At 65.2% G+C, this 25,924-nt stretch carries 19 protein-coding genes; 9 read left to right on the top strand and 10 right to left on the bottom strand.

Features of this window, described 5'->3' with window-relative positions; genetic code table 11:
- Positions 1 to 426: 426 nt before the first annotated feature.
- The 6 genes from JYK05_RS15390 to JYK05_RS15365 are packed head-to-tail and all read left to right on the top strand — an operon-like array spanning position 427 to position 9,945.
- Complete coding sequence (locus tag JYK05_RS15390) at positions 427 to 1,710, top strand: efflux RND transporter periplasmic adaptor subunit (RefSeq protein WP_206469307.1); 1,284 nt, start codon at positions 427 to 429, stop codon at positions 1,708 to 1,710.
- A gap of 53 nt (positions 1,711 to 1,763) precedes the next feature.
- Positions 1,764 to 4,982, top strand: a complete 3,219-nt coding sequence (locus tag JYK05_RS15385) for an efflux RND transporter permease subunit (protein WP_175941108.1) — start codon at positions 1,764 to 1,766, stop codon at positions 4,980 to 4,982.
- Between the two features lies 1 nt (position 4,983).
- Entirely contained in the window at positions 4,984 to 6,459 is a 1,476-nt protein-coding gene (locus tag JYK05_RS15380; protein ID WP_175941106.1) for an efflux transporter outer membrane subunit, read from the top strand.
- Positions 6,456 to 7,751, top strand: coding sequence for a paraquat-inducible protein A (locus tag JYK05_RS15375; RefSeq protein ID WP_206469305.1), 1,296 nt, complete (start codon positions 6,456 to 6,458; stop codon positions 7,749 to 7,751). The genes JYK05_RS15380 and JYK05_RS15375 overlap by 4 nt, the downstream gene beginning before the upstream one ends.
- Positions 7,748 to 9,349, top strand: coding sequence for an intermembrane transport protein PqiB (locus JYK05_RS15370; protein ID WP_206469303.1), 1,602 nt, complete (start codon positions 7,748 to 7,750; stop codon positions 9,347 to 9,349). Before JYK05_RS15375 ends, JYK05_RS15370 begins: the two co-directional genes overlap by 4 nt.
- Positions 9,349 to 9,945 carry a membrane integrity-associated transporter subunit PqiC gene (locus JYK05_RS15365; protein ID WP_206469301.1) on the top strand — a complete coding sequence of 199 codons (597 nt, stop codon included), beginning with the start codon at positions 9,349 to 9,351 and terminating at the stop codon, positions 9,943 to 9,945. The genes JYK05_RS15370 and JYK05_RS15365 overlap by 1 nt, the downstream gene beginning before the upstream one ends.
- A 53-nt stretch (positions 9,946 to 9,998) precedes the next feature.
- Here the strand turns inward: JYK05_RS15365 and JYK05_RS15360 are convergent, their stop codons facing one another.
- Complete coding sequence (locus tag JYK05_RS15360; RefSeq protein ID WP_241270000.1) at positions 9,999 to 10,463, bottom strand: YMGG-like glycine zipper-containing protein; 465 nt, start codon at positions 10,461 to 10,463, stop codon at positions 9,999 to 10,001.
- A 446-nt stretch (positions 10,464 to 10,909) separates the two neighbouring features.
- Here JYK05_RS15360 and JYK05_RS15355 point away from each other — a divergent pair, with 446 nt between their 5' ends.
- Positions 10,910 to 11,302 (top strand): DUF6232 family protein, encoded by a 393-nt coding sequence (locus tag JYK05_RS15355; RefSeq protein ID WP_206469298.1) that lies wholly within the window; start codon positions 10,910 to 10,912, stop codon positions 11,300 to 11,302.
- A 42-nt stretch (positions 11,303 to 11,344) separates the two neighbouring features.
- Here the strand turns inward: JYK05_RS15355 and JYK05_RS15350 are convergent, their stop codons facing one another.
- The 5 genes from JYK05_RS15350 to phnS form a co-directional block, all read right to left on the bottom strand.
- A complete protein-coding gene (locus JYK05_RS15350) occupies positions 11,345 to 13,798 on the bottom strand; it encodes a glycogen/starch/alpha-glucan phosphorylase (RefSeq protein ID WP_206469295.1) in 2,454 nt (817 codons plus the stop codon).
- A 223-nt stretch (positions 13,799 to 14,021) separates the two neighbouring features.
- Complete coding sequence (gene phnV, locus JYK05_RS15345) at positions 14,022 to 14,792, bottom strand: 2-aminoethylphosphonate ABC transport system, membrane component PhnV (RefSeq protein WP_241269999.1); 771 nt, start codon at positions 14,790 to 14,792, stop codon at positions 14,022 to 14,024.
- Positions 14,793 to 14,835: 43 nt separating this feature from the next.
- The gene (gene phnU / locus JYK05_RS15340; protein ID WP_206469292.1) at positions 14,836 to 15,747 is read right to left on the bottom strand and encodes a 2-aminoethylphosphonate ABC transporter permease subunit; all 912 of its coding nucleotides are present in this window, start codon (positions 15,745 to 15,747) and stop codon (positions 14,836 to 14,838) included.
- The gene (gene phnT / locus JYK05_RS15335; protein WP_241269980.1) at positions 15,725 to 16,801 is read right to left on the bottom strand and encodes a 2-aminoethylphosphonate ABC transport system ATP-binding subunit PhnT; all 1,077 of its coding nucleotides are present in this window, start codon (positions 16,799 to 16,801) and stop codon (positions 15,725 to 15,727) included. Before phnT ends, phnU begins: the two co-directional genes overlap by 23 nt.
- Entirely contained in the window at positions 16,798 to 17,886 is a 1,089-nt protein-coding gene (phnS, locus tag JYK05_RS15330; protein ID WP_206469290.1) for a 2-aminoethylphosphonate ABC transporter substrate-binding protein, read from the bottom strand. Before phnS ends, phnT begins: the two co-directional genes overlap by 4 nt.
- Before the next feature lie 175 nt (positions 17,887 to 18,061).
- On the opposite strand from phnS, the gene JYK05_RS15325 reads away from it, so the two are divergent.
- Positions 18,062 to 18,943 carry a DMT family transporter gene (locus JYK05_RS15325; RefSeq protein ID WP_206469288.1) on the top strand — a complete coding sequence of 294 codons (882 nt, stop codon included), beginning with the start codon at positions 18,062 to 18,064 and terminating at the stop codon, positions 18,941 to 18,943.
- A 12-nt stretch (positions 18,944 to 18,955) separates the two neighbouring features.
- Here the strand turns inward: JYK05_RS15325 and JYK05_RS15320 are convergent, their stop codons facing one another.
- Together JYK05_RS15320 and JYK05_RS26715 are read right to left on the bottom strand one after the other, a co-directional pair.
- Positions 18,956 to 19,960, bottom strand: coding sequence for a L,D-transpeptidase (locus JYK05_RS15320; RefSeq protein WP_371826447.1), 1,005 nt, complete (start codon positions 19,958 to 19,960; stop codon positions 18,956 to 18,958).
- Positions 19,938 to 20,456 (bottom strand): hypothetical protein, encoded by a 519-nt coding sequence (locus tag JYK05_RS26715; RefSeq protein ID WP_206469286.1) that lies wholly within the window; start codon positions 20,454 to 20,456, stop codon positions 19,938 to 19,940. Before JYK05_RS26715 ends, JYK05_RS15320 begins: the two co-directional genes overlap by 23 nt.
- 155 nt (positions 20,457 to 20,611) lie before the next feature.
- On the opposite strand from JYK05_RS26715, the gene JYK05_RS15310 reads away from it, so the two are divergent.
- Positions 20,612 to 21,883 (top strand): hypothetical protein, encoded by a 1,272-nt coding sequence (locus JYK05_RS15310; protein ID WP_206469284.1) that lies wholly within the window; start codon positions 20,612 to 20,614, stop codon positions 21,881 to 21,883.
- On the opposite strand, the gene JYK05_RS15305 is transcribed toward JYK05_RS15310, so the two are convergent.
- Together JYK05_RS15305 and JYK05_RS15300 are read right to left on the bottom strand one after the other, a co-directional pair.
- Positions 21,871 to 22,398: a hypothetical protein gene (locus JYK05_RS15305; RefSeq protein ID WP_206469282.1), complete on the bottom strand. Its 528-nt coding sequence runs from the start codon at positions 22,396 to 22,398 to the stop codon at positions 21,871 to 21,873. The genes JYK05_RS15310 and JYK05_RS15305 overlap by 13 nt on opposite strands.
- A 108-nt stretch (positions 22,399 to 22,506) precedes the next feature.
- Positions 22,507 to 25,890 carry an ATP-binding protein gene (locus JYK05_RS15300; RefSeq protein ID WP_241269979.1) on the bottom strand — a complete coding sequence of 1,128 codons (3,384 nt, stop codon included), beginning with the start codon at positions 25,888 to 25,890 and terminating at the stop codon, positions 22,507 to 22,509.
- Positions 25,891 to 25,924: the final 34 nt, after the last annotated feature.

Below are 25,924 nucleotides of genomic sequence, written 5' to 3'. Positions count from 1 at the left end.
ACACGGCGGTGAGGAAAGATAATAAGCAATCCCTACATTCGCTAACTGCGGTGATTCATCTGCGTTTAGCATGACGCGCGCCGAGGTCCTCCGGCGATGTCACCAAACTTTTTATAGCGTTTTGGATCGTCTTCGTTTATTACTGGACTCATCGACACGTCACGCCTGACGGTGGAGAGCCGACCTTTCGGGCGCTTTGCACCGTTACGATCGGAGTCCGCTAACACATCACAAGTATCAGGCTCGCGCTCATTGACGTCGCTTGGCCGTTCGGTTGTATCGATGACGTCGCTCGGAAAGCCACGGCTTTTGCGGCACGCCGTCGTTTAGCACGCAGTCGCCAATTGCATCGCGCGAGCATGCCGTGGCGAGCACGCGTCAGCGCGTTCGCTCCCGACTATCGGCCATCCCAGGGGGGAGGCGCTCATGGCGTTCATGTGCAAACAGATGCTCGACTGCAAGCGGTTCCACGAACTGCCGCGCCGGATGCTCGCACTGCGCTTGCGTTGCTCTGCCTCGATCGTGCTGCTCGCGCTCGCTGCGTGCAACAAGCCGCCTCCCGAAGCGCCGCGGCCGGCCGTCGATGTCACCGTCGTCACTGTCACGTCGAAGTCCACGCCAGTCGACTTCGAGTTCACCGCGCAAACACAGAGTTCGCGCGAAGTGGAAATACGCGCACGCGTCGACGGCTTCCTCGAGAAGCGCATGTACACCGAAGGCGCGCTGGTGGAAGCCGGACAGGTGATGTTCCTCATGGACAAGCGTCCCTTCGAGGCCGCGTTGCAAACGGCCAAGGGCGCGCTCGCGCAGCAGCAGGCGCGGCTTTACGTGACCAAGCAGAACCTCGCGCGCGTGGTGCCTCTCGCCGCGATGAACGCGTTGAGCAAGAAGGATCTCGACGACGCCACCGGTAATGAAAAGCAGGCCGAGGCCGCCGTCATCGCCGCGCAGGGCGAAGTGCAGACCGCGCAACTGAACCTGAGCTATACGACGATCCGTTCGCCGCTCAAGGGCTTGTCGAGTTTTGCGCGCGTGCAGGAAGGCAGCTACGTCACGCCGACGCAATCGGGCTTGCTCACCTACATCTATCAGTTAGACCCGATGTGGGTGAACTTCAGCATCTCGGAGAACGAGTTGCTGAGATGGCGCGAAGAGATCAGCAAGAACGAACTCCACTTTCCGCCCGGAAACAAGTTCGACGTGACTGTCATTCAGGCAGACGGATCTGTCTACCCGCAGACCGGCCACATCGACTTCACGAATCCGGCGTTCAGCACGGAGACGGGCACGTTCCTCGTGCGCGCGGTGTTCGCGAATCCGCGCGGCACGTTGCGTCCTGGCCAGTTCGTCAAAGCGCGCGTGGCGGGCGCCGTCCGCCCCAACGCGATTCTGGTGCCGCAGCGCGCGATTCTGCAGGGCGCGAAAAGTCATTTCGTCTGGGTGCTCGATGATCAATCCAAGCCGCGTCAGCGCGTGGTCGAAGTCGGCGAATGGCATGGCGACGACTGGTTCGTGACGAGCGGACTGAAGGCCGGCGAGCGCGTGATCGTGGACGGCGCGGTGCGCGTCGGAGCCGATTCTCAAGTGCGCGTGGTAAGCGCGCCGACGCCGGGCGCGGCACCGGCAACCGCGCCAGCCGCGACGTCCGCTCCCGGCGCGCAGGCGTCCCTGACCCAAACGAAAAGCGAAGGCGGCGGCACCGAGAAGTGATGTGAAGAGTCGACTATCGGAAGCATCGGAAGCACGTCGCGCGGAAGAGGCCAATGAACATCTCACATTTCTGCATTGACCGCCCGATTTTTGCCTCGGTCATTTCCATCGTCATCACGCTGGGCGGCGCGCTCGCGATGCTCGCGCTGCCGACCGCGCAGTATCCGGACATCACGCCGCCGCAAATCACCATCTCCGCGACCTATCCGGGCGCGAGCGCCGATGTCGTCGCGAACAACGTGGCCGCGCCGATCGAGCAGCAGGTCAATGGCGCCGACCGGATGATCTACATGAGCTCGTCGAGTTCCTCGACGGGCAACCTGACCATCAACGCGTACTTCGAGATCGGCACGAACCCGGAGCTGGCGCAAGTGGACGTGCAGAACCGCGTCAATCTCGCGTTGCCGCAACTGCCGCAGTCGGTCACGGCGCAAGGCGTGCAGGTGCAGAAGAAGTCGCAGGCGTTCATGATGGTGATTGCCATCTATTCGCCCGACGAGCGTTACGACGCCACGTATATCGCCAACTACGCGAACGTCTACGTGCTGGATGCGCTCAAGCGCATTCCCGGCGCGAATCAGGCGAGCATTTTCGGCACGCCCGATTACGCCATGCGCATCTGGCTCAAACCCGACCGCATGGCGCAACTCGGCGTCACGGCCGCCGATGTGCAGACGGCCGTCGCCAATCAGAACCAGCAGTTCGCGGTGGGACGTCTCGGGCAATCGCCGACGGGCGCGCCCGTCGAGCAGTCGTTCGCGGTGACGACATCGGGGCGGCTCACGGAGCCGTCGCAGTTCGAGAACATCATCATCCGGGCGGAGTCGGGCGGCGCGGCTATCGTGCGTCTGAAGGACGTGGGTCGCGCGGAGCTCGGCCAGAAAGACTATTCCATTCGCAGCCGCTTTCAGGGCAAGTCCGCGACCGTGCTCGCGGTGTATCAACAGCCGGGCGCGAACGCGCTCGACGTGTCGAAGCAGGTGCGCGCGCGTCTCGCAGAAATGAAGAAGTCGTTCCCGGAAGGCATCGACTACCAGATCGCGATGGATACGACCGAGTTCACGCGGGCCTCCATCTCCGATGTCGTGCACACGTTCTTCGAAGCGGTCGTGCTCGTGGTGATCGTCGTGTTCGTGTTCCTGCAAAGCCTGCGGGCCACGCTGATTCCGGTGCTCGCAGTGCCGGTGTCCATCGTCGGCACGTTCATGGGCATGTCGGCGCTCGGCTTCTCGATCAACATGCTGACGCTGTTCGGCATGGTGCTGGCTATCGGCATTGTCGTGGACGATGCGATCGTCGTGATTGAAAACGTCGAGCGCAACATGACGGTGCACAAGCTCGATCCGAAGGCGGCCGCGAAGCTCGCGATGGACGAAGTGGCCGGGCCGGTGGTCGCCATCGTACTCGTGCTGTGCGCCGTGTTCGTGCCGGTGGCGTTTCTCGGCGGCATCACGGGGCAGATGTACAAGCAGTTCGCCATTACCATCGCGATATCGGTCATCATATCGGGCATCGTCGCGCTGACCTTGTCGCCTGCCCTCGCCTCGCTGCTGCTCAAGCCGGGGCATCACGAGAAGAAAGGCTTCTTCCGCTGGTTCGACCGCCAGTTCGCGCGCATGACGGCGGGCTACACGAGCGTCGTGCGGCTCGTTATCAAACGCTTCGTGATCGCGTTGCTGCTCTTTGCCGGATTGATCGCGCTGGCTGTGGTGATGATGCGCGACATTCCCACCGCGTTCCTGCCGCCGGAGGACCAGGGCTATCTGCTCGGCGCGGTCATCATGCCGGACGCGGCGTCGCTCGACAGAACCGGACAAGTGTCGGACCGCGTCACCGAGTATTTCATGAAGCAGCCGGCCGTCGGCAGCATCACGACGGTCGACGGCTTCAGTCTTCTCGACAGTCAGAACAAGAACAACGCTTCCACGTTCTTCGTGGGCTTCAAGAGCTTCGAGGAGCGATACAAGTCCGCGAACATCCGCACCCAAAACGCGCGGTCCGTGCTGGTCAACGCTTACAAGTCGCTCTCGGAGATCAGGGAAGGCATCGTGGTGCCGCTCAATCCTCCGTCCATACCGGGCCTCGGCACCACGGGCGGCACCGAAATGTGGGTTCAGAGCAAGGGCGATGCACCCATCTCGCAGTTCGCGGCGATCGTCGACGACTTCGTGGCGAAGGCCAAGCGTCGGCCCGAACTGACCGGCGTGACGTCCACCTTCAACGCGGCTTCGCAGCAGTTGCTCGCCGACGTGGATCGCGACAAGGCCGAGACGCTCGGCGTGCCCGTCGAAGACGTGTATAGCGCGATGCAGACGATGTTCGGCTCGCTCTACGTGTCGCAATTCAACCGCTCGAGCCGCCTCTGGCAAGTGATCCTGCAGGCCGAGCCTTCGTATCGGCTACGGCCCGACGATCTCACGCAGATCTTCGTGAAGAGCAAGAGCGGCAGCATGGTGCCGCTCAAGTCGGTGGTCAACACGCGCTATGTCACCGGGCCTGATCTCATCACGCGCTTCAACAACTTCCCGGCAGTCAAGATCACGGCGAACGCCGCGCCCGGCTATGCGTCCGGGCAGGTCATTCAGGCGCTCGAAGAAGTGGCAGCGGGATTGCCGTCCGATTACGGCATTGCGTGGAGCGGCGAGGCGTTCGAAGCGAAACAGTCGGGCAGTTCGTCGGCACTCGTTTTCATATTCGGGCTCGTGATGGTGTTCCTGATCCTCGCCGCCCAGTACGAGAAGTGGAGCCTGCCGTTCGGCGTGTTGATGGCCGTGCCGTTCGCCATCTTCGGCGCGCTGCTCGCCATTCTGCTGCGCGGGCTCAACAACGACGTGTATTTCCAGATCGGCCTCACGATGCTGGTCGCGCTGGCCGCCAAGAACGCGATTCTCATCTTCGAGTTCGCCGTGATCAACCGCGAGTCGGGCAAATCCGTGTTCGATGCCACGATGACCGCCGCCGAAGAACGTCTGCGGCCGATCGTCATGACATCGCTCGCATTCATTCTCGGCTGCGTGCCGCTCGCCATCGCGACGGGCGCATCGGCGAACAGCCGGCATTCCATCGGCACCGGCGTGATCGGCGGGATGCTCGGCGCGACGGTCATCGCCGTGTTCTTCATTCCGATGTTCTTCTACGTGCTCGAAACGATGTCCTCGCGTTCGAGCAAGAAAAGCGGACACGCCCCGCCCGCTTCCGACGCTACGCAGGCTCACGGCGCATCGGGCGGCGGCGCCGACGCGCGGCCTTCCGCTCCCAACGAGGGGAACTGACATGCGGCGCGCCCGGCTCCTTCTTTCGCTCGCAGGTATCGTCGGCGTCGTGTCGCTGAACGGCTGCCTGCTCGGGCCGAACTATTCGCGCGAGCCCGTGCCGACGCCCGCGACGTTTCGCTTCGCCGCCACCGAGGTCGCCGATACCGCGAACACCGAATGGTGGAAGCAGTTTCAGGACCCCGTTCTCGACGACCTCATTGCCACCGCGCTCGCGAACAACAAGGACGTGAAGATCGCGGCGGCGCGCGTCGAACAGTTCATGGGCCAATTCGTCACGACGCGCTCGGCGCTCTTCCCGCAGATCTCGGCAGGCGCGACGGCGGGACGGCAGCGCATCTCGCAGGCGGGACCGCAGCCTACGCTGCCGGGCGTCGGACCGGTCTATAACAGCTTCGAGCTTTCGGTGTCGGCGGCGTGGGAGATCGACGTCTTCGGCCGCGTCCGCAGGCTGACGGAAGCGGCGCGCGCGAACCTGCTGTCGAGCGAGGAAGCCCGCCGCGCGACGATCTTGTCGCTCGTGGCGTCGGTCGCGTCGTCGTATCTGAACCTGCGCAGCCTCGATCAGCAGCTTGCCATCGCGAAGGCGACCACCGAAAGCCGCGCGGAGTCGGTCCATGTGTTCACGCTGCGCTTCGAAGGCGGCGAGGTATCGCAACTGGAACTGGCGCAAAGTCAGTCGGAGTACGAAGCCTCGCTCGCCACGATTCCGCAACTGGAAACGCAAATCGCGCAGCAGGAAGACGCGCTCTCCATACTTCTTGGCGACAACCCGCGGCCGATCGTGCGCGGCCGCGAACTCGGCGCGCTCGCTACGCCCGTGATTCCGGCGGGACTGCCTTCCGATCTGCTCGAGCGCCGGCCCGACCTGCTGCAAGCCGAGCAGGACCTGGTCGCGGCGAATGCGCTCATCGGCGCGGCGCGGGCGCTGTATTTCCCGCAGATCTCCATCACCGGCTTGTTAGGCACGGCGAGCGGCCAGTTCTCGTCGCTCTTCACCGGGCCGTCGCGCGTGTGGTCGTTCGCGGGCGCAGTGACGCAGCCCATCTTCACGGCGGGCAACATCTCCGGTCAGGTGCAGACGGCCGAAGCGCAACAGCGGGCTGCGCTGCTGTCGTATCAGAAAGCCATACAGGTCGCCTTTCAGGAAGTCGACGACGCGCTCATCGCCTCCGAGAAACTGCACACGCAGCTCGAAGTGCAAGGCCGGCAGGTCGCCGCGCTCGCCACCTATGCGCGGCTTGCGCGGGCGCGCTACGAGGGCGGCTATACGAGCTACATCGAAGTGCTCGATGCCGAGCGCAGTCTCTTCGACGCGCAACTCGCGCAGACGCAGACGCAGGCGGCCGCGCTCTCGTCTTTCGTCACGCTGTACAAGGTGATGGGCGGCGGCTGGGTCGTCGAGGCGGACAAGATGACCGGACAGGCGAGCGCGGGCACGAACGCTCCCGCCGGGACAGCTCAGGCGCTGCAATGAGCACGCTGCCATCCGCGTCGGCCGCCTCGCGCGGCGCTCGTCCGCTGATCGCGTGCCACGAATGCGATCTCATTCAGCGGGAAAATCCGGTGCCGCCCGGCGGCGCGCTGACCTGCTGCCGATGCGGCGCCGTGCTCTACCGGCGTCGTCGAAAGGGATTCGACCGCGCGCTCGCCTATGCGCTCACGGCGTGCGTGCTGTGGATCATCTCGAACGCGTTTCCGATCGTGGGCCTTTCCGTCAGCGGCTCGCTCGTGCAGACCACGCTCATGGGCGCGGCGCGCGTGTTGTATCGCGACGGCATGTGGCCGCTCGCCGGGCTCGTCTTCTTCACGACGGTTCTCATGCCCGGCTTGCAGGCGCTCGGCATGGTCTGGCTGCTGCTGCCGCTGCACCTGAATCGCAGGCCGTGGCGCGCGTATGCGGTGTTTCGCCTGCTGCGCGTCGCGCGCGAATGGGGCATGACCGAAGTGCTGATGCTCGGCCTCCTCGTCGCCGTCGTGAAGCTCGCGCATATCGCGTCGGTGGTGACGGGTCCGGCGCTGTGGTCGCTCGCGGCGTTGATGCTGCTGCTCGTCGCGGCATCGTCGGCATTCGACGAGCGGGCCATGTGGGCGCGCATCGAAGGCGCGCCGCCCGGCATGCCGCCCGACACGCCGCTACGGGGCGCGACCGCCGCCGCCAACGGCATCTTCATCTGTCACGACTGCGGCCTGTGCACGCGAGGCGCGCGCCGGCACGCTCACTTGTGCTGTCCGCGCTGCGGCGCGCGCGTGCATCTGCGCAAGCCTGCAAGCCTGTCGCGCACATGGGCTTATCTGAGCGCGGCGGCGGTCCTCTACATTCCCGCCAACACGCTGCCGGTGATGAACACGAGCTCGCTCTTCGGCGCGCAGAAGGACACGATTCTGAGCGGCGTCGCCTATTTGTGGCAGTCGGGATCGTGGCCGCTCGCGATCATCGTATTCATCGCGAGCATCGCGGTGCCGATGCTCAAGATTCTCGCCATCGGCTATCTCGCCGCGAGCGCCAACCTGCGCATGACCCAGCGCAACGCACAGCGCGCTCGTATCTACCGGATAGTCGAACTGGTGGGCCGCTGGTCGATGCTCGATATCTACGTGATCGCGGTGCTCGTCGCGCTCGTGCAGTTCAGCGCGGTGGCGACCATCGAGGCCGGTCCCGCGTCGATTGCGTTCGGCGCGGTCGTCGTGCTGACCATGCTCGCCGCCATGTCGTTCGATCCGCGCCTCATCTGGGACACCGCGACGCCGCGCAAGGAGGCACGATGAGCACGCCGGACGAGACGCCCGACGCCGAGGTCGTGCCCAGACGCCGCTTCCGCATTCCGTGGGTGTGGATCGTGCCGGCCATCGCTGTGGCGATCGGCATCTGGCTCGCGGCACAGGCCGTGCTCGCACAAGGGCCGACCGTCACCATCAGCTTCCGAACCGGCGAAGGGCTCGAAGCGGGCAAGACGAAGATCAAGTTCAAGGACGTGGAGATCGGGCTCGTCAAGTCGGTGGCGCTTTCGAAGGACTATTCGCGCGTCGTCGCCACGGCGGAGCTGACGCGCGATGCCAGCAAGATGCTCGTCGACGACACGCGCTTCTGGGTCGTGCGGCCGCGCGTGGCCGGCGGCTCGGTATCGGGCATCAGCACGCTGCTCTCGGGCGCGTATATCGGCATGGACATCGGCCGCACGAAGCGCGAGCGGCGCGACTACGTGGGCCTCGAAACGCCGCCCGTCTTCTCGAACGACGTTCCGGGGCGGCAATTCATCCTCAAAGCGGCCGATCTCGGCTCGATCGATGTCGGCGCGCCGATCTACTTCCGTCGCCTGCAAGTGGGCCAGGTGACGTCGTTCGAACTGGATCAGGACGGCAGCGGCGTCACCCTTCACGTGTTCGTGAACGCGCCCTACGACCGCTATGTGAACGCGGATTCGCGCTTCTGGCAGGCAAGCGGCATCGACCTCACGCTCAGCACCGACGGGCTCAAGCTCAACACGCAGTCTCTGGTTTCGATGGTGATCGGCGGCCTCGCGTTCGAGACGCCCGCAGCATCGCTCGACTGGGCCGAGGCGCCCGCGAACACGACGTTCGCGCTTTTTCCGACGCGCGCCGACGCGCTGCGCGTGCAGGAGCGCATCGTCGAGACCTACGCGTTCGACTTTCACGGCTCGGTGCGCGGGCTCGCCGTCGGCGCGCCGGTGGATTTCCGGGGCATCACCATCGGCGAGGTATCGGCCATCTACACGAGCTTCGATCCGGCGACGCGGCAGATCAGCATTCCCGTCGAAGTGAAGCTCTATCCGGAGCGATTCACCTCCCGTTTCGCCAGTGGCGCGAAGGGCGGCCGGATGGTGAGCGACCCGCGCGCGCTCGCGGAACTGCTCGTGGCTCGCGGCTTACGCGGGCAGTTGCGAACGGGCAGTCTGCTCACCGGACAACTGTACGTGGCGCTCGACTTCTTCCCGACTGCGAAGAAGGCGAGCATCGACTGGAACCGCACGCCGCCGCTTCTGCCCACCACGCCGAGCGGTCTCGCGTCGTTGCAGGATTCGGTCAACCGCATCATGACGCGCATCGACAAGTTGCCGATCGAGGAACTCACGGCGAGCGCGAAGCAGACGCTCGACAACACGAGCCAGCTGATGAGCAACCTGAACACGCAAATCGTCCCGCAAGCCGCGACGACGCTCGCGGCCGCCCGCGCCGCGCTCGATGCCGCGCATTCCACGCTCATGCCCGATTCCGGCCTGCAGCAGGACACGGCCGAAGCGGTCCGCGAACTGACGCGCACGGCGGCCTCGTTCCGCAGTCTCGCGGACTATCTGCAGGAGCATCCTGAAGCGCTGTTGCGCGGCAAGCCGGAGGACAAGAAGTGATGCGCGCCGCTCTCGTGTCCGTCGTTTTGTCCGTCGCTTTTTTCGCCGCGATCTGCGCGGGCTGCGCGTCGCCGCGCGCGAGCTTCTACCGGCTGAGCGCGGAACCGTCGCTTACCGCGACGACCCGTTTCGAACCGGGCCAGCCGCTGATCGTCGGCCCCGTAACGGTGCCGGAACTGGTCGATCGTCCGCAGATCGTCACGCGCGATTCGGCCAACCAGGTCACGCTCAACGAATACGCGCGTTGGGGCGCGCCGCTCAAGAGCAGCATCGCCGATGCCATCGCCGGGGATCTCACGCTGTTGCTCGGCTCCGACCGCGTGGCGGTGGCGTCGCGCGCGGTGGCGGACTCGCAGGCGTGGCGCGTGCGCGTCGATATCCAGCAGTTCGAATCCGTTCCCGGCGAAACCGTCATGATCGATGCTCACTGGACCGTGCGCAGTGTCGGCGGCGATACGGCGCTAAGCGGCCGCTCGGTCGTGCGCGAACCGGTGACGGGAACCGACTTCGATGCGCTCGTCGCCGCGCATAGCCGCGCGCTCGCGAGCGTGAGCCGCGACATCGCGGCGGGAATCGGCCGCAGCGCAGGCCCGTGAGGCGCGATGCCCACGAACCCGGCTGCGCGTGGATGCGTCGAACCGTCTCGGCGCTAGTGGATCGAATAGCCGCGCCCCTGCATGCAGGCGGCCCACGCGCGGTAGTAAGTGTCCATCGCGCCCTGGCTTTGCGCCTGCGCGTTCGCCTGCTGCGCGCGCCGGTTCTGGCGGGCTCTCGCGCCGCCTGCCATCGTGCCGGCTGCCGCGCCGATGGCCGCGCCCTTGCCTGCATCGCCCGTTATGGCGCCGATCACCGCGCCGCCCGCCGCGCCCCGCGCCGCGCCGCCCACGCGTTCGCCGCCGCCTACTGCTGGACCGGAGGGCGGCGGCGGCGCGGTGGACGCCGTCGCGGGATCGATGCCGGTGTTGCTCTTGGCCCAGCTATAGCACGCGCCGTCGTCGCTCTGCTGTTGCTGCGGACTCTGCCCCTTCGACGGATATGCGATCGGCTTGCTTTGCGCCGCGACGTTCTGCGCCAGCGCGGCGATCACGACCGCACTGACCGCGCGCCCTCTCATTGCATTCATGGCTTCTCCTTGTCCTCGTCGACCACGTCCGAGCACTGCATGCAATACAGTCAATCACGCGCTGAACAATCGCAGGCGTCAAATGAAGTGCCGCATGCCATGCGGGAACGGGCACACGTACCCGCTCGTCGCGCGGATACACGATCATTAGAGGCGCTTTGCGCCGCTCAGTCCAGCGATGTTTGCGCATCACGGCTCGAACGGATGCGGCATGAACGAAGTGCCAACAACATGCGCACAATGTTTCGGCATCCGAATGAATATGCCGGAGAAACGCTCCGAACGATACTTTCGGAAAGAAGCTCGCCGGCTGTCAGATTTCGACAGCCGGAGTCGGGCGGCCACTTACAATCGCTCTCGTTCGCGACTTCTTCGCTCGAGCGCGACGTCTGGTAATCTGCCCGGTCTCTTGCCGTCAATACTGAATCGAACCGCTTATGGATACACCCTTCAACGAACGCGGCGTGACGCTCTCGCGCGCCGGCCTTTCCGCTTCCGGACAGATGATTCCGCTGCGCGAATTGCGCGCGGCGCGGGTCGTGAAGATCGAGCGCAAGAAGCCGCTGCCGATCATCATCGCGCTGATCGGGCTGGCCGTGCTCGGCGCCGGCGTGGCAACCGGCACGGGCGCGGCGCTCGTGCTCGGCGTCATGATCGTCGTGGTCGGCTATCTGTCGTGGATCACGCAGGACGTGATCTATCAGCTGATGGTCTCGACGCCCGATGGCGAGCGCGAACTGCTGATCACCAAAGATCAGGCATTCGCGGACCGCGTGGCGGCGCTCGTGGGCGAGGCCGTGGCGAAGCACGCGGCGCGGCCGCAGGCGTGACTTTTCGCTGGCCGCGCGCTCGCGGCCAGCTTTTACCGCCGGTCAATCGAAGCTCAACGGCTCCACGTGCCAGATTTCGCGCGCGTACTCGGCAATCGTGCGGTCCGAAGAGAAAATGCCCATTCCCGCGACGTTTTCTATGGCGCTTCTCGTCCACGCGTCCTTGTCCCGGAACTTGATATCGACCTCGGTTTGCGTCTTGTCGAAGCTCTCGAAGTCCGCGAGCACCATGTAATGATCGCCCCAGTCCACGAGCGTGTGGAAGATGTCATAGAAGCGATGCGGCTCGTCCGGCGAAAAATGCCCAAGGCGAATCTGGTCGAGCGCGAGCTTCAACTCCGGATTCTCTTCATAGATCAGCCGCGGCCGATACCCCGCCGCGCGCAGCGATTCGATTTCGTCGGTCGTATTGCCGAAGATGAAGATGTTCTCGCGCCCGACCGCTTCGCATATTTCGATGTTGGCGCCGTCAAGCGTTCCGATGGTCAGCGCGCCATTCAGCGCGAGCTTCATATTGCCGGTGCCGGACGCTTCGGTGCCAGCCATCGAAATCTGCTGTGACAGATCCGCTGCCGGAATGATGAGTTCCGCGACGCTCACGCCGTAGTTCGGAATGAAGCCCACCTTCAGCCGGTCGCCGACGAGCGGGTCCGCATTGATCTTGCGCGCGACCTCGTTGATGAGCTTGATGATGTTCTTCGCCATCTTGTAGGCCGACGCCGCCTTGCCGGCGAACATCACCACGCGCGGCGTCCAGTCGCGTTCGGGATTCTCGCGAATGCGGTTGTAGCGCACGATCACGTACAGAATGTTGAGCAACTGCCGCTTGTATTCGTGGATGCGCTTGACCTGCAAGTCGAACAGCGCCTCGGGATTGATGATCGCGTTGGCTTCGCGCCGCGCGCGTTCCACGAGACGCAGCTTGTTGGCGAACTTCGCGTCGTGAAATGCCTTGCGGAACTCGGGATCGTCGCGCCATTCACGCAGGCGTCCGAGCTCGAAGAGGTCCGTGCGCCAGCGCGGCCCGATGCGCTTGTCGATGAGCGACGACAGCGACGGGCTCGCCTGCGCGAGCCAGCGTCGCGGCGTGATGCCGTTCGTCACGTTCGTGAAGCGGTCCGGGTACATGCGCGCGAAGTCGGAGAAGATGTTCTGCACCATCAGCTGCGAATGCAGCTTCGAGACGCCGTTCACCTTCTGACTCGCGACAATGGCAAGATGCGCCATGCGCACGCGGCGCTGGCCGAATTCATCGACGAGCGAGATACGGCGGATCAGTTCGACATCGCGCCCGAACTTCTCCGTGACCTGTTTCAAGAACTGCGCGTTGATCTCGAAGATGATCTCCAGATGCCGCGGCAACAGGCGCGCGAGCATCTCCACGTCCCACGTTTCGAGCGCTTCGGGCATCAACGTGTGATTCGTGTACGAGAACATCTGCTGCACGAGCTTCCACGCCTTGTCCCACGGCACGCGATGCGTATCGACGAGCAGGCGCATCAGTTCGGGAATGGCCAGCACCGGATGCGTGTCGTTCAGGTGCACGGCGACCTTCTCCGCGAGCCGGCCGAAATGCGTGTGCGTGCGCTGATAGCGGCGAATCAGGTCCTGCATCGTCGCGGACACGAAGAAATATTCCTGGCGCAGACGCAATTCGCGGCCGGCCTGCGTCGAATCGTCGGGATACAGAAGACGCGACACGTGCTCGGACGTGTTCTTCGCTTCCACCGCGCGGCGGTAGTCGCCCTGATTGAACGCGGAGAGATCGAATTCGTCGGTCGCGCGCGCGGACCAGAGGCGCAGCGTGTTCGTGGCGGTGGTCGCGAAACCGGGAATGACCGTGTCGTAGGCCATCGCGTTGACGTGCTCGGTGTCGATCCAGTCGATGCGGTCGTCGTGCTGCACCGTCCGCCCGCCGAAATGCACGGTGTACACCACTTCCGGCCGCGGAAATTCCCACGGGTTGCCCGCGCGCAGCCAGTAATCGGGCATTTCGACCTGATTGCCGTCCACGATCGTCTGCCGGAACATGCCATATTCGTAGCGGATGCCGTAGCCGAAGCCCGGCACGCCGACCGTCGCCATCGAATCCAGAAAGCAGGCCGCGAGCCGCCCGAGACCGCCGTTGCCGAGCGCGGCGTCGGGTTCGAGGTCCTCCAGCGTGGCCAGATCGACGCCGAGACTCGCGAGCGCGTCGCGCACTTCGTCGTGAATGCCGAGCGCGAGCAGCGCGTTGGTGAAGGTGCGGCCGATGAGAAACTCCATCGACAGGTAATAGACGCGCTTCACGTCCTGTTCGTATTGCTGGCGCGTCGTGCGCATCCAGCGGGCGACGAGCCGGTCGCGCACGGCGAGTTCCGCCGCATGCAGCCAGTCGCGCGGCTGCGCGGTCGCCGCGTCCTTGCCTACGCCGTACATCAGGCGGTTCGAGATGGAGCGCCGCAGCGCCTCGACGGTGCTATTGAGCTGGTCGAATTCCAGGTCGACGGATGTCATCGAAACCTCCGGTGTTTTCAACTTATGCAACGACAGCGACGGGCGCCGCGAGTTCGGCCGGATTTCGCATGACCGACTGATTTCGCGCACAGACGCGCGGACGCGGTCGCCCGAAAAAGGCAGGTTACGCCAGTTTTATTTTTTTTGGTATGACGAGCGGCGCGAAGGTTCCAGCCTTTGTGGCGTAAAAACCCGGTAAATTTTATTTCGGACGTCGAACGATTTAGCCTTGACGACGCGGCGCGCGGCCCGCGATCACGAAGAGCGCGGCCAGCGAAACGGCCAGCAGAATGAAAGACAGCGCCGACGCGGGCAGATAGTAGCCGCGATTGACCTGCCCGACCACGACGATAGGCACGGTCGCGAAGCCCGGCGGATACACGGTGAGCGTCGCGCCGAGTTCGCCGAGCGACAGCGCGAAGCCGAGCGCGAGGCTCGCGCGCACGGCGGGCAGCAGTTGCGGCAGCACCACGCGCGAGAACACCATGCGCGGCGGCGCGCCGAGACTCGCGGCGGCTTCGCGCAACGTGGTCAGTTCCGGGCGCAGCGCGGCGGCGGCGCAGCGGTAACAGAACGGCAGCACGAGCGCGAGCTGCACGAGAATGACGATGGCCGCCGACCCGGACAAATCGACTGGCCGCTTGTGATACGCGATCAGCACCGCGAGCCCCAGCACGACGCTCGGCACGCCGCTGCCCGCCATCGCCACGGCATCAACGAGCGCGCCGAGCCCGCGACGGTCGCGCCCTTCGAGCGCGAGCGCAAGCCACAAGCCGAGCGCGGTGCCGAGCACGGCGACGGCGAAGCCGGTCGTCAGACTCGTCGTGAGCGCGTCGAATTCGCTGGAGCCGAGCCGCGCAAACCAGCGCGTGCTGAAGCCGTCAGGAAGAATCGTGCCCGACCAGTGCGACGCCACGCTCGACAGCGCCACTACGATCACCGGCAGCACGAAGAGCCAGAAGCAGACGAGCGCGACAACAGACATCGTCATCATGCGCAACAGCGAGACCGGTTTGTAGGATGCCGAAAGCTGCATGTCAGCGACCCTTCGCGCGCGCATCGACGCGGCGATACAGCGCGTAGAGCGAAAGCGACATCAGCAGCATGACGACCGAGCCCGCCGCCGCCGCGCGCAGGTCGAGATCGACGGTGGCGGCGCTATAGATCGCAATGGGCAGAGTAATCAGATGCGCGCTGCCAAGCACGAGCAGAATGCCGAATTCGTTCAACGTCAGCAGAAAGCACAGAATGGTCCCCGCCGCGATGCCCGGCCACGCGATCGGCAGCACGACTTTCGTCGCGACCATCCAGCCATCGGCGCCGAGGCTTTTCGCGGCTTCGACGAGACGCATGTCGAGCGTGGCGTAGGAAGCGAGCGTCGGACGCACGACGAACGGCGCATAGAACACGACTTCCGCCAGAATCACGCCGCCGATGCCGAACAGGAAATCGAGCGGCGGCGCTTCCAGCGAGAACATGCGCTTCAATCCGATGCTCACCGCGCCCTGCGATCCATACAGAAAGATCAGCGTGAACGCGACGAGAAACGACGGGAACGCGACAAAGAGTTCGAGAAAGCGCGTGAGCAGCTTCGCGCCCGGAAACGGCCGGAAGAACAGCATCGAAGCCAGCGCGACGCCCAGCAGCGACGCAATCGACGCGCTCGCGAAGAGAACGCCGAACGTCGTGCCGATCACGCCGCGCGTCTCCGGGTTGCCGAAGAACGCGGTGTACGCATCGAACGTGAGGCCGTGCGGACCCGTTGCACTCAGCCACACGAGGCGCGCGAGCGGATACACGACAAGCGGCCCGAGCACCACGACGAGAAGAAAGAGCAACTGCCACTGAGCGCGCTTTTCGCGACGCTGCGCCGCCGCCCGATGCGCGGCGAAGTCGCCAGCGTTCGCTGCCGTTTGCGCGACGCTGTCAGGGACGAACAAGGACGACATCGTCAGCCTCGAAGCGAAGAGAAACGCGCGAGCCCTTTTCGGGCATGCGCGCGTGGCCGCGCTGCATCGTGACGAGGACGGGCTCGCCGGGCAGCGCATCGAGCGCGACAGCAATGGACAGCGCCGCGCCGTACCAGTCCACCGATGCAATCGTGCCGTGCAGCGGCCCTTCGCCGAGCGGCGCAATCGCGAAACGCTCGGGACGGATGCACGCAAGACGCTCGCGCTCGTCGTGACGCGCATCGCCGACCGGATACACCACGCGCGGCGGCAGCAGATTCGCCGCGCCGAGATAGCGCGCGACGAAGCCGTCGTTGGGCGCGTCGTACAGCTCGCGCGGCGAGCCGAGTTGCGCGATGCGGCCATCGCGCATCAGAAGCGTGCGATCGGACAGCACGAGGGCGTCGTCCTGATCGTGCGTCACGCAGACGATAGTCAGGTTCGGCAGACGCTCGTGCAGCGCCTTCAGTTCGCTGCGCACGGACGCGCGCAGATTCGCGTCGAGCGCGGAGAGCGGTTCGTCGAGCAAGAGCACGTCCGGCTCGATGACGAGCGCGCGCGCCAGCGCCACGCGCTGCTGCATGCCGCCGGAAAGCTGCGCGGGCATCACGTGCCCAGCGTCGGCGAGTTGCACGAGCTTGAGTGCATCGGCGACGCGCCGCGCGATTTCCGCCGCGTTGAGCTTGCGCGCGCGCAACCCGAAGGCGACGTTATCGAATACGGACAAATGCGGGAAGAGCGCGTAATTCTGAAACAGCAGGCCGAGATTGCGGCGATGCGCGGCCACGTGCGTCAGATCGCGCCCGGCGATGCTGAGCGTGCCCGCGAGCGCGTCCGCGTTGACGAATCCCGCGATGAAGCGCAGAAGCGTGGTCTTGCCGCAGCCGCTTCGGCCGAGCACGGTCAGGAACTCGCCGCGCTCGATGTTGAACGTGAGGTCGTCCAGCACCGTGCGCGCGCCGAAGCGCACGGTCAGGCGCTCGATGCGCACGCCGGAGGTCGCGGCGAGCGAGCGTTCCTCGCGCGGGACCGGCGACAGTGCAAGCGTGCTCACGACTTCGGCTTCACGACTTCGGTCTGCTTGCCCGAATTGCCGATGACTTCGTTCTTCCATCGGTCGTTCCAGCCGGCCTTCTTCTGCATCACTTGATTCCAGTCCACCGGAATCAGCTTGACGCCGGAGATTGCCTGCTTGACCGTGTCGCCGTTCTTGCCCGCGAGCGGCACGTCGGTGCGCGCCGGGATGCCGTAGATGTCCGGCACTTTCGCCTGCACGTCGGCCGACATCAGATAGTCGATCAGCTTCTTGCCTTCCGCCTGATTCGGCCCGCCCTTGATGAGACCGATGGCGTACGGAAGCTGGAACGTGGTCGGCGCTTCGCCCGCGGCATGCGAGAGAAAGAGCGGCTTGATCGACAAACCGCCGTTCGCGGCATCGTCGAGATCCATTTGCAGGTCGCCGTTCGCGAACGCGATTTCGTTACGCGAGAGCAGCACGTCGAGATAACCTGTGCCCTTCGTGTGGAACTTGGCGCTTTGTTCGAGCGACTTCAGGTAGTCGAACGCCTTGTCCTCGCCCATCAGCGCGGACGTGAGGATGATGACCGCCATGCCGTCGCCGGCGGTGGCCGGATTCGAATACGCCACCTTGCCCGCGTAGTTCGGATGCAGAAGGTCCGCGAACGTCTTCGGCGCGGTCTTCGTGACTTCCGGATTGATCGCGAACGAGAAGTAGTTGTTCACGAACGTGGCCCACGCGCCATCCGGCGCCTTCGCGATGGCCGGCACGTTTTTGTAGTTCACGCTCTGATAGTTTTGCAAAAGCCCGCTTTGCGCGGCCTGCTGGATGAACGGCGGCAGCGTGACAAGGACATCGGCCTTCGGCGAGTCCTTCTCGACGGTCGCTCGGTTTACCACTTCGCCGCTTCCCGCCGTCACGATATTGATCTTCACGCCTTCTTTCTTTTCGAAGGCAGGCAGCACGTCCTTATAGAGATTTTCGAGGCCGTCGGCGGTGTACAGGACGACCGCGTCGGCGGCCAGCGCGGGCTTCGCCGCGAAAGAAGCCAGTGCAGCCAGTGCAATCGATGCGCACGCGCCGGGCAGCAGCCGGCGCGCGAGGGATGAATCGCGGGTCATGTAGGGTCTCGTGGCTGGATGACAGAGGACGGTAGAGCCGAAGCATTGCAGAGCTCTGTGACATCGGCGTGACTGCGCGGCGCTGTCATGTGCGCCTTGGGCAGTGCACGGTTGAACAAGACGGCACGCGCGATTGCGTCGATACTGCTGCCTTTTTGGTCTGCCACACTCGCTCATGCTCTCCTTGCTCATCGCGCCCGTATTCGTGTTTCTATGGTCGACGGGCTTTATCGTCGCGCGGGCGATCACGCCTTACGTCGACCCGAATCTGTATCTGCTCGCGCGCTTTTGCGGCACGGCGCTGCTGTTCGTCGTGCTGGCGCTCGCCGCTCGCGTGGCATGGCCGAATGCACGCGATGCCGCGCGGCATCTCTTCGCGGGCGCGCTGCTGCAAGGCGTGTATCTCGGCGCGGGCTACTGGGCGGTGGCGCAAGGTCTGGGCGTCGGCGTGATGGCGTTGCTGGGCGCGCTTCAGCCGCTTCTCACAGCGGCTATCGCGGCGCGCGTGTTCGGCGAGCGGCTTTCAGCGCGATCGTGGAGCGGGCTGCTCGTGGGTCTCGCGGGCGTCGCGCTCGTTCTCGCGCCGAAGCTCGCGCAAAGCGGCGCGCCGGCGGCGCATATCGCGAACGCCGCGCCGCAATGGCTCGTCGTGACGGTCGCGGTGGTCTCCGTTTTCGCGATCACCGCGGGCACGCTGTATCAGAAGACATCGCTTGCGAGCGCCGACATCCGTAGCGCGAGCGCGCTGCAAAACGCGGGCGCGGCCATCGTCGCGGCGGTGCTCGCGCTGGCGCTCGGCGAACACCGCTTCATTCCGACGATAACGACGTGGGCGTGCATCGCGTGGGGCGTGCTCATGCTCTCGGGCGTTGCGACGACGCTGCTCGTGTGGATGGTCCGGCGTGGGGACGCGTCGCGCGCGACGGCCCTGCTCTTTCTCGCGCCGCCGCTCGCCGCGCTGATGAGCTATCTCGCGTTCGGCGAGACGCTCGGCGCGCTGCAATTGGCAGGGTTCGCCGTCGCGTTGGCGGGCGTGGTGCTCGCGCGGTCGAAGTAGCGTTCGCCGCGTTCAGTCGACGGAATTCGCGCCCACCGGCGTACGTGCCCGCGCCGCCTTGCCCGGTCCGGGCGCCCACGCGGGCCGCGCCTTCGCGCCGCTATCGACGACGACGAGGTAATGCCCCGCCCACGGCGTCGTCTGCCGCGTGGACCTCAACACCCACATGGATTCCCCTTCGGCCGCGCGCGCTTCGTACTGCGCATCGAGGATGCCGTGGTGATCGAAAAACGTGTTGAGCGTCGACGGAATGCGCACGCAGCCTTTTGAATGCTGCATGCCAAGTAGCGGCTCGAGCTTTTCCGGATCGGTGGCGTGCATCTGGAAGCGCATCGGCGAGACGCCGCCTTTGCCCCAGCCGCGTTCGCCATCGGCCCAGCCGAAGTCGTAGATGCGCATGTCTCGCGCGCCGTAGCCGCGAATTTTGTATTCGTTCTGCGTGCCTTCGGCGCGGAAGTCCATGTTGCCGGGGACGTGCTGGAACACGCCGAGCGGCGTCAGAAAGTGGTCGTATGTGCCGGGCCGTCCGGTCGATACGGGCGATGCGCCGATCATCGACCAGGCATCGCCCGGCTTCGCGCGAAAGTAGACGAAGAGCGCCTGTACGTTCTCACCGCGATCGACGAGCACGACGAACTCCTTCGCGAGATCGCCGTGGCCGTGTTCGTCGAGCGCGTTTTGCAGGAGGCGTGCATAGGCCTGCTGTGCGGCGAGCGGCACGTTCAGGCGGCGATCGACTTCTCTCGCGAACGTCTGACGCATCGCGTACGCGCCCGTCGCCGGAAGGCCGGTGCGCTGCGCGACGTTCGGCTCGGGCGGCTCGGGCGGAAGCGGGACTTCGGGCGCGGCGGCTTCGGATGCGGCTTCGGCGGCGGAGGCGGCTTCGGCTGATGATGCTGCGGAGGCAGCGGAGGCTTCGCTTGCTGCGGATGCTTCGCTTGCCGCTGATGCCCCGCTTGCTGCCGATGCACCGCTAATCGCTGACGGTCCGCTTTCAGCCGATGCTTTGCGTGCCATTGATGCCTTGTTTGCTGACGATGCCCAGCTTGCTGCCGATGCTCCGCGTTCGGCTGATGCCCCGCTTGCTGCCGATGCACTCGATCGGGCTAACGCCGCCGATGCTCCTTGCGGTGTCATTGGGACCGGCATCGCGGGCAACGCGCGAGGCGGCGCGCTCGCGGCCTGTGGCGCACTGGCGCCACGCAGAAAAGGCGGCGCGGGCGGTACTGGCGCAGGCGCGACCCGCCCTTGCACAACCGACCCCGACGACGCGCTTTCCGCGCGAGCTTGCGGCATGCAGGCGAATAGTGCGATCAGTGCCGCGACCCCGATGATTCGTGCGCCCATTGGCGTCTCGTTGTTTCCTTCGTGCCGCATAAATGATCCGCTTGAGTCTCGACCACGGACGGTTTGCCGGACCGTCCACCGCACGAACGCGCATCGACAAAAAAGCCGGTGTTTGGGATGGCACCGGCTTCGCTGTGATGTTTAGTTCGTCCCATCGAAGGAGCAAGGTCTGTTCCGGCGGTAGCTGCGCGATTGGAGAAATGCGCGATGGCGGAGTGCAAGTGCGGCAATGCACGGCTCGCAGTGCACGGCTACCGGCTCGCGGTTCTCGGTTCTCGGTTCTCGGCGCGCGGCTCACGGACCGCTCGCGGTTCTTGGTTCTTGGTTCTTGGTTCTTGGTTCTTGGTTCTTGGTTCTTGGTTCTTGGTTCTTGGTTCTTGGTTCTTGGTTCTTGGTTCTTGGTTCTTGGTTCTTGGTTCTTGGTTCTTGGTTCTTGGTTCTTGGTTCTTGGTTCTTGGTTCTTGGTTCTTGGTTCTTGGTTCTTGGTTCTTGGTTCTTGGTTCTTGGTTCTTGGTTCTTGGTTCTTGGTTCTTGGTTCGTGGTTCGTGGTTCGTGGTTCGTGGTTCGTGGTTCGTGGTTTGTGGTTCGTGGTTGTCGGCTAGCAACTGGCCATGCGCGTCGCGCTCGCCGTTAAATGAGTGGCGGGTGGTGCCCGCGTGCGCGATCTTGCATTCGGCGTTTTGCATTGCATTTGGCACTCCGCCTTTTGCCTTTTGCCTTTTGCCTTTTGCCTTTTGCCTTTTGCCTTTTGCCTTTTGCCTTTTGCCTTTTGCCTTTTGCCTTTTGCCTTTTGCCTTTTGCCTTTTTTTGCCTTTTGCCTTTTGCGTTTTGCGTTTTGCGTTTTGCGTTTTGCGTTTTGCGTTTGCGTTTGCGTTCAGCGTTTTGCGTTCAGCGCTTTGCGTTCAGCGTTTTGCGTTCAGCGTTTTGCGTTCAGCGTTTTGCGTTCAGCGTTTTGCGTTCAGCGTTTTGCGTTCAGCGTTCAGCGTTCAGCGTTCAGCGTTCAGCGTTCAGCGTTCAGCGTTCAGCGTTCAGCGTTTGGCGTTTGGCGTTCAGCGTTCAGCGTTTGGCGTTTGGCGTTTGGCGTTTGGCGTTTGGCGTTTGGCGTTTTGCGTTTTGCGTTTTGCGTTTGGCGTTTGGCGTTTGGCGTTTGGCGTTTGGCGTTTGGCGTTTGGCGTTTTGCGTTTTGCGTTTGGCGTTTGGCGTTTGGCGTTTGGCGTTTGGCGTTTGGCGTTTGGCGTTTGGCGTTTGGCGTTTGGCGTTTGGCGTTTGGCGTTTGGCGTTTGGCGTGCTCCTTTCGCGTTCGGCAGTCGGCAGTCGGCAGTCGGCAGTCGCAGTCGGCAGTCGGCAGTCGGCAGTCGGAAGGCGGAAGGCGGAAGTCGGCAGTCGACGTTTGGCCCTTCGGCCTTCCGCCTTTGGCCTTTGGCCTTTGGCCTTTGGCCTTTGGCCTTTGGTTTGGCCTTTGGCGTTTGGCCTTTGGCGTTTGGCGTTTGGCGTTTGGCGTTTCCGCGTCCGGCCTTCAGCGTCCTGTGTCCTGTGTCCTGCGTTCCGCGCTCTGCGCGCCCCGCGCTCCTCCTACCTCGTCAAAACCCCTGACACGACATACTAGAAAGATTCGGAAAGAGATTCGCCCAATCCCCCGCCATAGCCGACTGCGCGGCCTTGAGCGTCATATCGCCGGTACACACGCAACGCTTGAGATAAACCGCGAGCCGCTCCTTGCGACGCTGGCCGTCGCGCCCTTCCCACCGGCGCACATCCAGATTGGCGGGCGAATTCGGCGAGCCGCCGAGCAGAACCGGCATCCGATGATCGAGCGCATACTCCGACGCGAAGGAAGCGTCGATGCTTCGCTGCTTTAAGAGCCGTTCCTTCTGGCGCATCTGCGTCTCGAAGGACGGCAACACGCGATCGACATAACCGGGCACGCAGATGGTATCGACGATGGTGGCCTGCGTGACGTGCGGGTCGAGCCAGTTCGGCTGCTGCGCGCGCGCCGCATCGGTGCGAAACATCGCGGACGTGGCGATGAGCGCGAGAAGCACGAAGGCCGCCGCCCGCACCATGCAGCGCGAACGACGACGGATTGCATATGTATCCCTTCGATTCATGCCTCGTTCGCGCAAGCTGATCGTGCGGCCAACGCATGGCCGCTAATTCGAGATGAACGGAGGCTCAATTAGAACACACGACCGACAAGCGGCGCGCCAAGCGCATCGTCACACCGAAGGCCGCGCGACGGCGGCGTCGAGGGCGGCATCGAGCGTCAGGGCGGCATGCTCGAAGGCGGCGAACGATGCATCGATGGAGGCATCGTCCTCGCCGTTGCGATCTTCGTCGATGGCGCGATCGCAGTCCCGCTGAAGCGCGACGCACGTCTCTTTGAACCGCGCCGCGCCGATGACCGCCGCCGCGCCCTTCATCCGATGCGCGATCTCGCGCAGGCGTTCATGGTCGCACGCGTTTCGCGCCGCATGAGCCTCTTCGAGATCCTGCGCGTTGGCCGATCGGAGCGTTTCGAGCAGCGTCGCGGCCTGATCGCCGAAGGTGGCGAGCGTGGCGGAATCGAAAGGCGGCGTGGTGTCGGTGTTGCCTGTGGCATCGCGGGTCGGTTGCGGGGGCGTCGGCTGCGTTGTCGTGGCTTGTGTGGGCTCGAACATCACGGGCGCGGTCGGCCTGACCCCACCTCGCTCGCTTTCAGCGATATGTCCTGTCTGCCCAAATCCAGCTTCCTGCTCGGCCGCGCTTCCCGCGGCCGCCGCCGCATGCATCCCCGTCGCAGCCGCCAGCGCATCGCGCAGCGCATCCAGCCCGATCGGCTTCACGAGGCACATCGTCATGCCCGCCGCCACTGCCCGCCGGGCCGCTTCGGGCTGCGCATTCGCCGTCAGTCCGACAATCGGCGTCGCGCGTGCGCCGAACGCGTGCGTCGCCTCGTCGGCGCGGATGGCTTCGGCCAGTTCCTCGCCGCTCATCTCGGGCATCGAGCAGTCGGTGAGAATCACGTCGAACGCGCCCGGATGGTCGCGCCAGCGCGCGAACGCGCTGCGGCCGTCCACCGCCAGCTCGGTCGAACCGCCGAGCAGCCGGATCTGTCCGTCGAGCACCATGCGGTTTGCCGGATGATCGTCCACGACGAGCACGCGCAAGCCCCTGAGCGCGCACGCGGCCTCGGGCGCCGAATCGCGCGTTTCGGATGCCTGTGGCTGCGCCGTCTCCTGCGCTTCGGGAAACGCGGCGCGCACCGTAAAGCGGGTTCCCTGTCCGGGCGTGCTGGCAAACGCGATGCTGCCGCCCATCATCGACACGAGCCGCTTGCAGATGGTGAGTCCGAGGCCCGTGCCGCCGAAGCGCCGCGCGCCGCCGTCGTGGGCCTGCACGAACGGCGTGAAGAGCGACGCCTGCCGCTCCGGCGCAATGCCGACGCCCGTATCGGACACGACCAGCGTGACCGCGCGCTTGCCGTCGCGCGGCGGCGCGACATCGCAGGCCAGCGTGACCGCGCCGGCATCGGTGAACTTGATCGCGTTGGACAGCAGGTTGCCGACGATCTGCCGCAGCCGCTGCGCGTCGGCCACGATCCACGCCGGGCCGTCGCGCTCGCCGTGCCGCTCGACGACGAGCGCGATGCCCTTCGCCCGCGCCGCCGGCTCGTAGATGGCCGCGACGCTCGCGATCCACGCAAATAGCTCGACAGGCGCAGGCGCCAGCACCAGCCGCTCGGCTTCGATCTTCGCGACATCGAGCAGATCGTCGATCATGCCGAGCAGATCGCGCGCCGCATGATGCGCCGTGCGCAGCGACCGCTCGGTTGCGTCGCGGTTGCCGGGCGCGCGCAGTTCCAGTTCGATGAGGCCGAGCACCGCATTCATCGGCGTGCGGATTTCGTGGCTCATCGTCGCGAGGAAGGTGGACTTCGCGCGGTTCGCGGTCTCGGCTTCCTCCTTGGCGGCCCGCATCGCGTTCTCGGCGGCGATGCGTCGCACGATCTGCGCGCGCAGCGACACCGCCCACGCGGCCAGCACGAGCACGAGCGCCCCGCCGAGCGCCGCGCCCAGTTCCACGCGCGGACGCCTTTGCTCCCACAACGTTTCGGGATGCTCAGTAAGCTGCCAGCGCGCGCGAATGGCTTCGAGTTCGTGCGGCGGCAATGCCGCGATCGCGCGATTCAGAATGTCGAGCAACACCGGCTGATTGCGCGCGACGAGAAACACGTGCGGCGACGGTTTCGACGACAACACGCCGGTGATCGCGAGCCTGCCGCGATACGGATTGCCGATCGCGTAATTGGCGAGCTTCATATCGAGGACGGTCGCGTCGGCCTTGCCGTTCGCGACGGCGGCGAGCTGGCCGTCGCCCGGACTGGCATCGACGATGCGCGCCGCCGGCGCTTGTTCGCGCAACGACGGCCCCGCCGGGTATCCGGACGGCAGCGCGACGCGCTTGCCGGCGAGCGCGGCGGCATCGGCGAGCTGCGGCGCGCCCGACCGCGTGACGATAGCAACGAGCCCTTCCCCGAACGGCACGGACGCGACGAAGTCCGGGTCGTCGGGATCGCGCGGCACGCTGATCGGCAGGAATGCGGATTCGCCCGTCTTCACGTCGCGTTCGATCCGCGCGATATCGCGACGCTGGCGTGCCTCGAAGCGCAGCCCTGTCATGCGCGAGACGGCCGCGAGCAGGTCCGGCGCGAGACCGGCGGGCTGACCGCGCGCGTCGCGGAACATGAGCGGCGGCGCGTGCGAGAGCATCGAGTAATAGACGACCGGATGCGCCGCGATCCACGCCTTCTGCTCGGGCGTAAGTTCGAGCGTGCCCTCTGCCGAAACTGCGGTCATCGCCACTTCCCAACGAGCGCGGGCCACGATCATAAAGCGCGGCGGCAGGCGCGCCAGCGCGGCATCGACCCGCTGCGCCAGCGCCTGTGCGTCCGGTCGGCCGGCTGCGAACGCGAAGCTGTAGCCGCTCTCGTCGAAGGGCGCGAAGCCCGTGACCGCGAGACCGGGCAAATCGAGGTGTCCGATGCAGTACGCAGCGGCGGTCACGTCGCCGGCGAACGCATCGGCCTGACCGAGCGAAACCGCGAGCAATGCCGAAACGGTGTCGGGGTAAGCTGCGGGCGTCATCGACGGATACGCGGCCGCAAGCCGCGCAGGCGATGTCTGCGTCTCCACGTACGCCATGCGATGCGTCGCCGCGTGCTTCGCGAGCGGCTCGACGATCACCGTCTTGATCGGCAGATAAGGGCGCGACAGCAGCAGCGGGCCGCCGAGGTCGCCGCCGGTCGCGCCGGTGGCCATGTCGATTTCGCCGCGCGAGAGCGCCTCGATGAGCGCGGCGCGATTCGGATAGCGCCGCCATTGCGGCGTCATGCCGAGCGATTCGGCCACCGCCTGCGCGAACTCGACGGAGACGCCGCGCGGCGCGGCGTCTGCGTCCACGTCCGGGCCTGCGGCGACATCGAGCGGAGGAACCATGCCCGGCACTGCGCCGATCACGAGCCGCGCGGCGGCATGGGAAGCGCCCGCCGTCAGCGCCGCGAGGAGCCATGCGACAGCGAGCAGAAAGCGCAACGCGCGTTGCGGCCTCGAAGAATGAGACACGCTGCACCCCCAATCCGAGCGGTGCAGCTAGTGT

The sequence above is a fragment of the Caballeronia sp. M1242 genome, assembly GCF_017220215.1.
Classification (GTDB): Bacteria; Pseudomonadota; Gammaproteobacteria; order Burkholderiales; family Burkholderiaceae; genus Caballeronia.
Note: the sequence above shows the minus strand (reverse complement) of the source record. Positions and strands in the feature narration are given on the sequence as shown.

What these genes read in the sequence shown, in the direction of transcription:
- JYK05_RS15365 (WP_206469301.1), top strand. Translation starts at nt 9,349, where the DNA reads ATGCGCGCCGCTCTCGTGTCCGTCGTTTTGTCCGTCGCTTTTTTCGCC.
- JYK05_RS15370 (WP_206469303.1), top strand. Translation starts at nt 7,748, where the DNA reads ATGAGCACGCCGGACGAGACGCCCGACGCCGAGGTCGTGCCCAGACGC.
- JYK05_RS15360 (WP_241270000.1), bottom strand. Translation starts at nt 10,463, where the DNA reads ATGAGAGGGCGCGCGGTCAGTGCGGTCGTGATCGCCGCGCTGGCGCAG.
- JYK05_RS15390 (WP_206469307.1), top strand. Translation starts at nt 427, where the DNA reads ATGGCGTTCATGTGCAAACAGATGCTCGACTGCAAGCGGTTCCACGAA.
- JYK05_RS15355 (WP_206469298.1), top strand. Translation starts at nt 10,910, where the DNA reads ATGGATACACCCTTCAACGAACGCGGCGTGACGCTCTCGCGCGCCGGC.
- JYK05_RS15305 (WP_206469282.1), bottom strand. Translation starts at nt 22,398, where the DNA reads ATGAATCGAAGGGATACATATGCAATCCGTCGTCGTTCGCGCTGCATG.
- JYK05_RS15320 (WP_371826447.1), bottom strand. Translation starts at nt 19,960, where the DNA reads ATGGCACGCAAAGCATCGGCTGAAAGCGGACCGTCAGCGATTAGCGGT.
- JYK05_RS15325 (WP_206469288.1), top strand. Translation starts at nt 18,062, where the DNA reads ATGCTCTCCTTGCTCATCGCGCCCGTATTCGTGTTTCTATGGTCGACG.
- phnS (WP_206469290.1), bottom strand. Translation starts at nt 17,886, where the DNA reads ATGACCCGCGATTCATCCCTCGCGCGCCGGCTGCTGCCCGGCGCGTGC.
- JYK05_RS15350 (WP_206469295.1), bottom strand. Translation starts at nt 13,798, where the DNA reads ATGACATCCGTCGACCTGGAATTCGACCAGCTCAATAGCACCGTCGAG.
- JYK05_RS15375 (WP_206469305.1), top strand. Translation starts at nt 6,456, where the DNA reads ATGAGCACGCTGCCATCCGCGTCGGCCGCCTCGCGCGGCGCTCGTCCG.
- JYK05_RS15385 (WP_175941108.1), top strand. Translation starts at nt 1,764, where the DNA reads ATGAACATCTCACATTTCTGCATTGACCGCCCGATTTTTGCCTCGGTC.
- phnV (WP_241269999.1), bottom strand. Translation starts at nt 14,792, where the DNA reads ATGATGACGATGTCTGTTGTCGCGCTCGTCTGCTTCTGGCTCTTCGTG.
- phnU (WP_206469292.1), bottom strand. Translation starts at nt 15,747, where the DNA reads ATGTCGTCCTTGTTCGTCCCTGACAGCGTCGCGCAAACGGCAGCGAAC.
- JYK05_RS15380 (WP_175941106.1), top strand. Translation starts at nt 4,984, where the DNA reads ATGCGGCGCGCCCGGCTCCTTCTTTCGCTCGCAGGTATCGTCGGCGTC.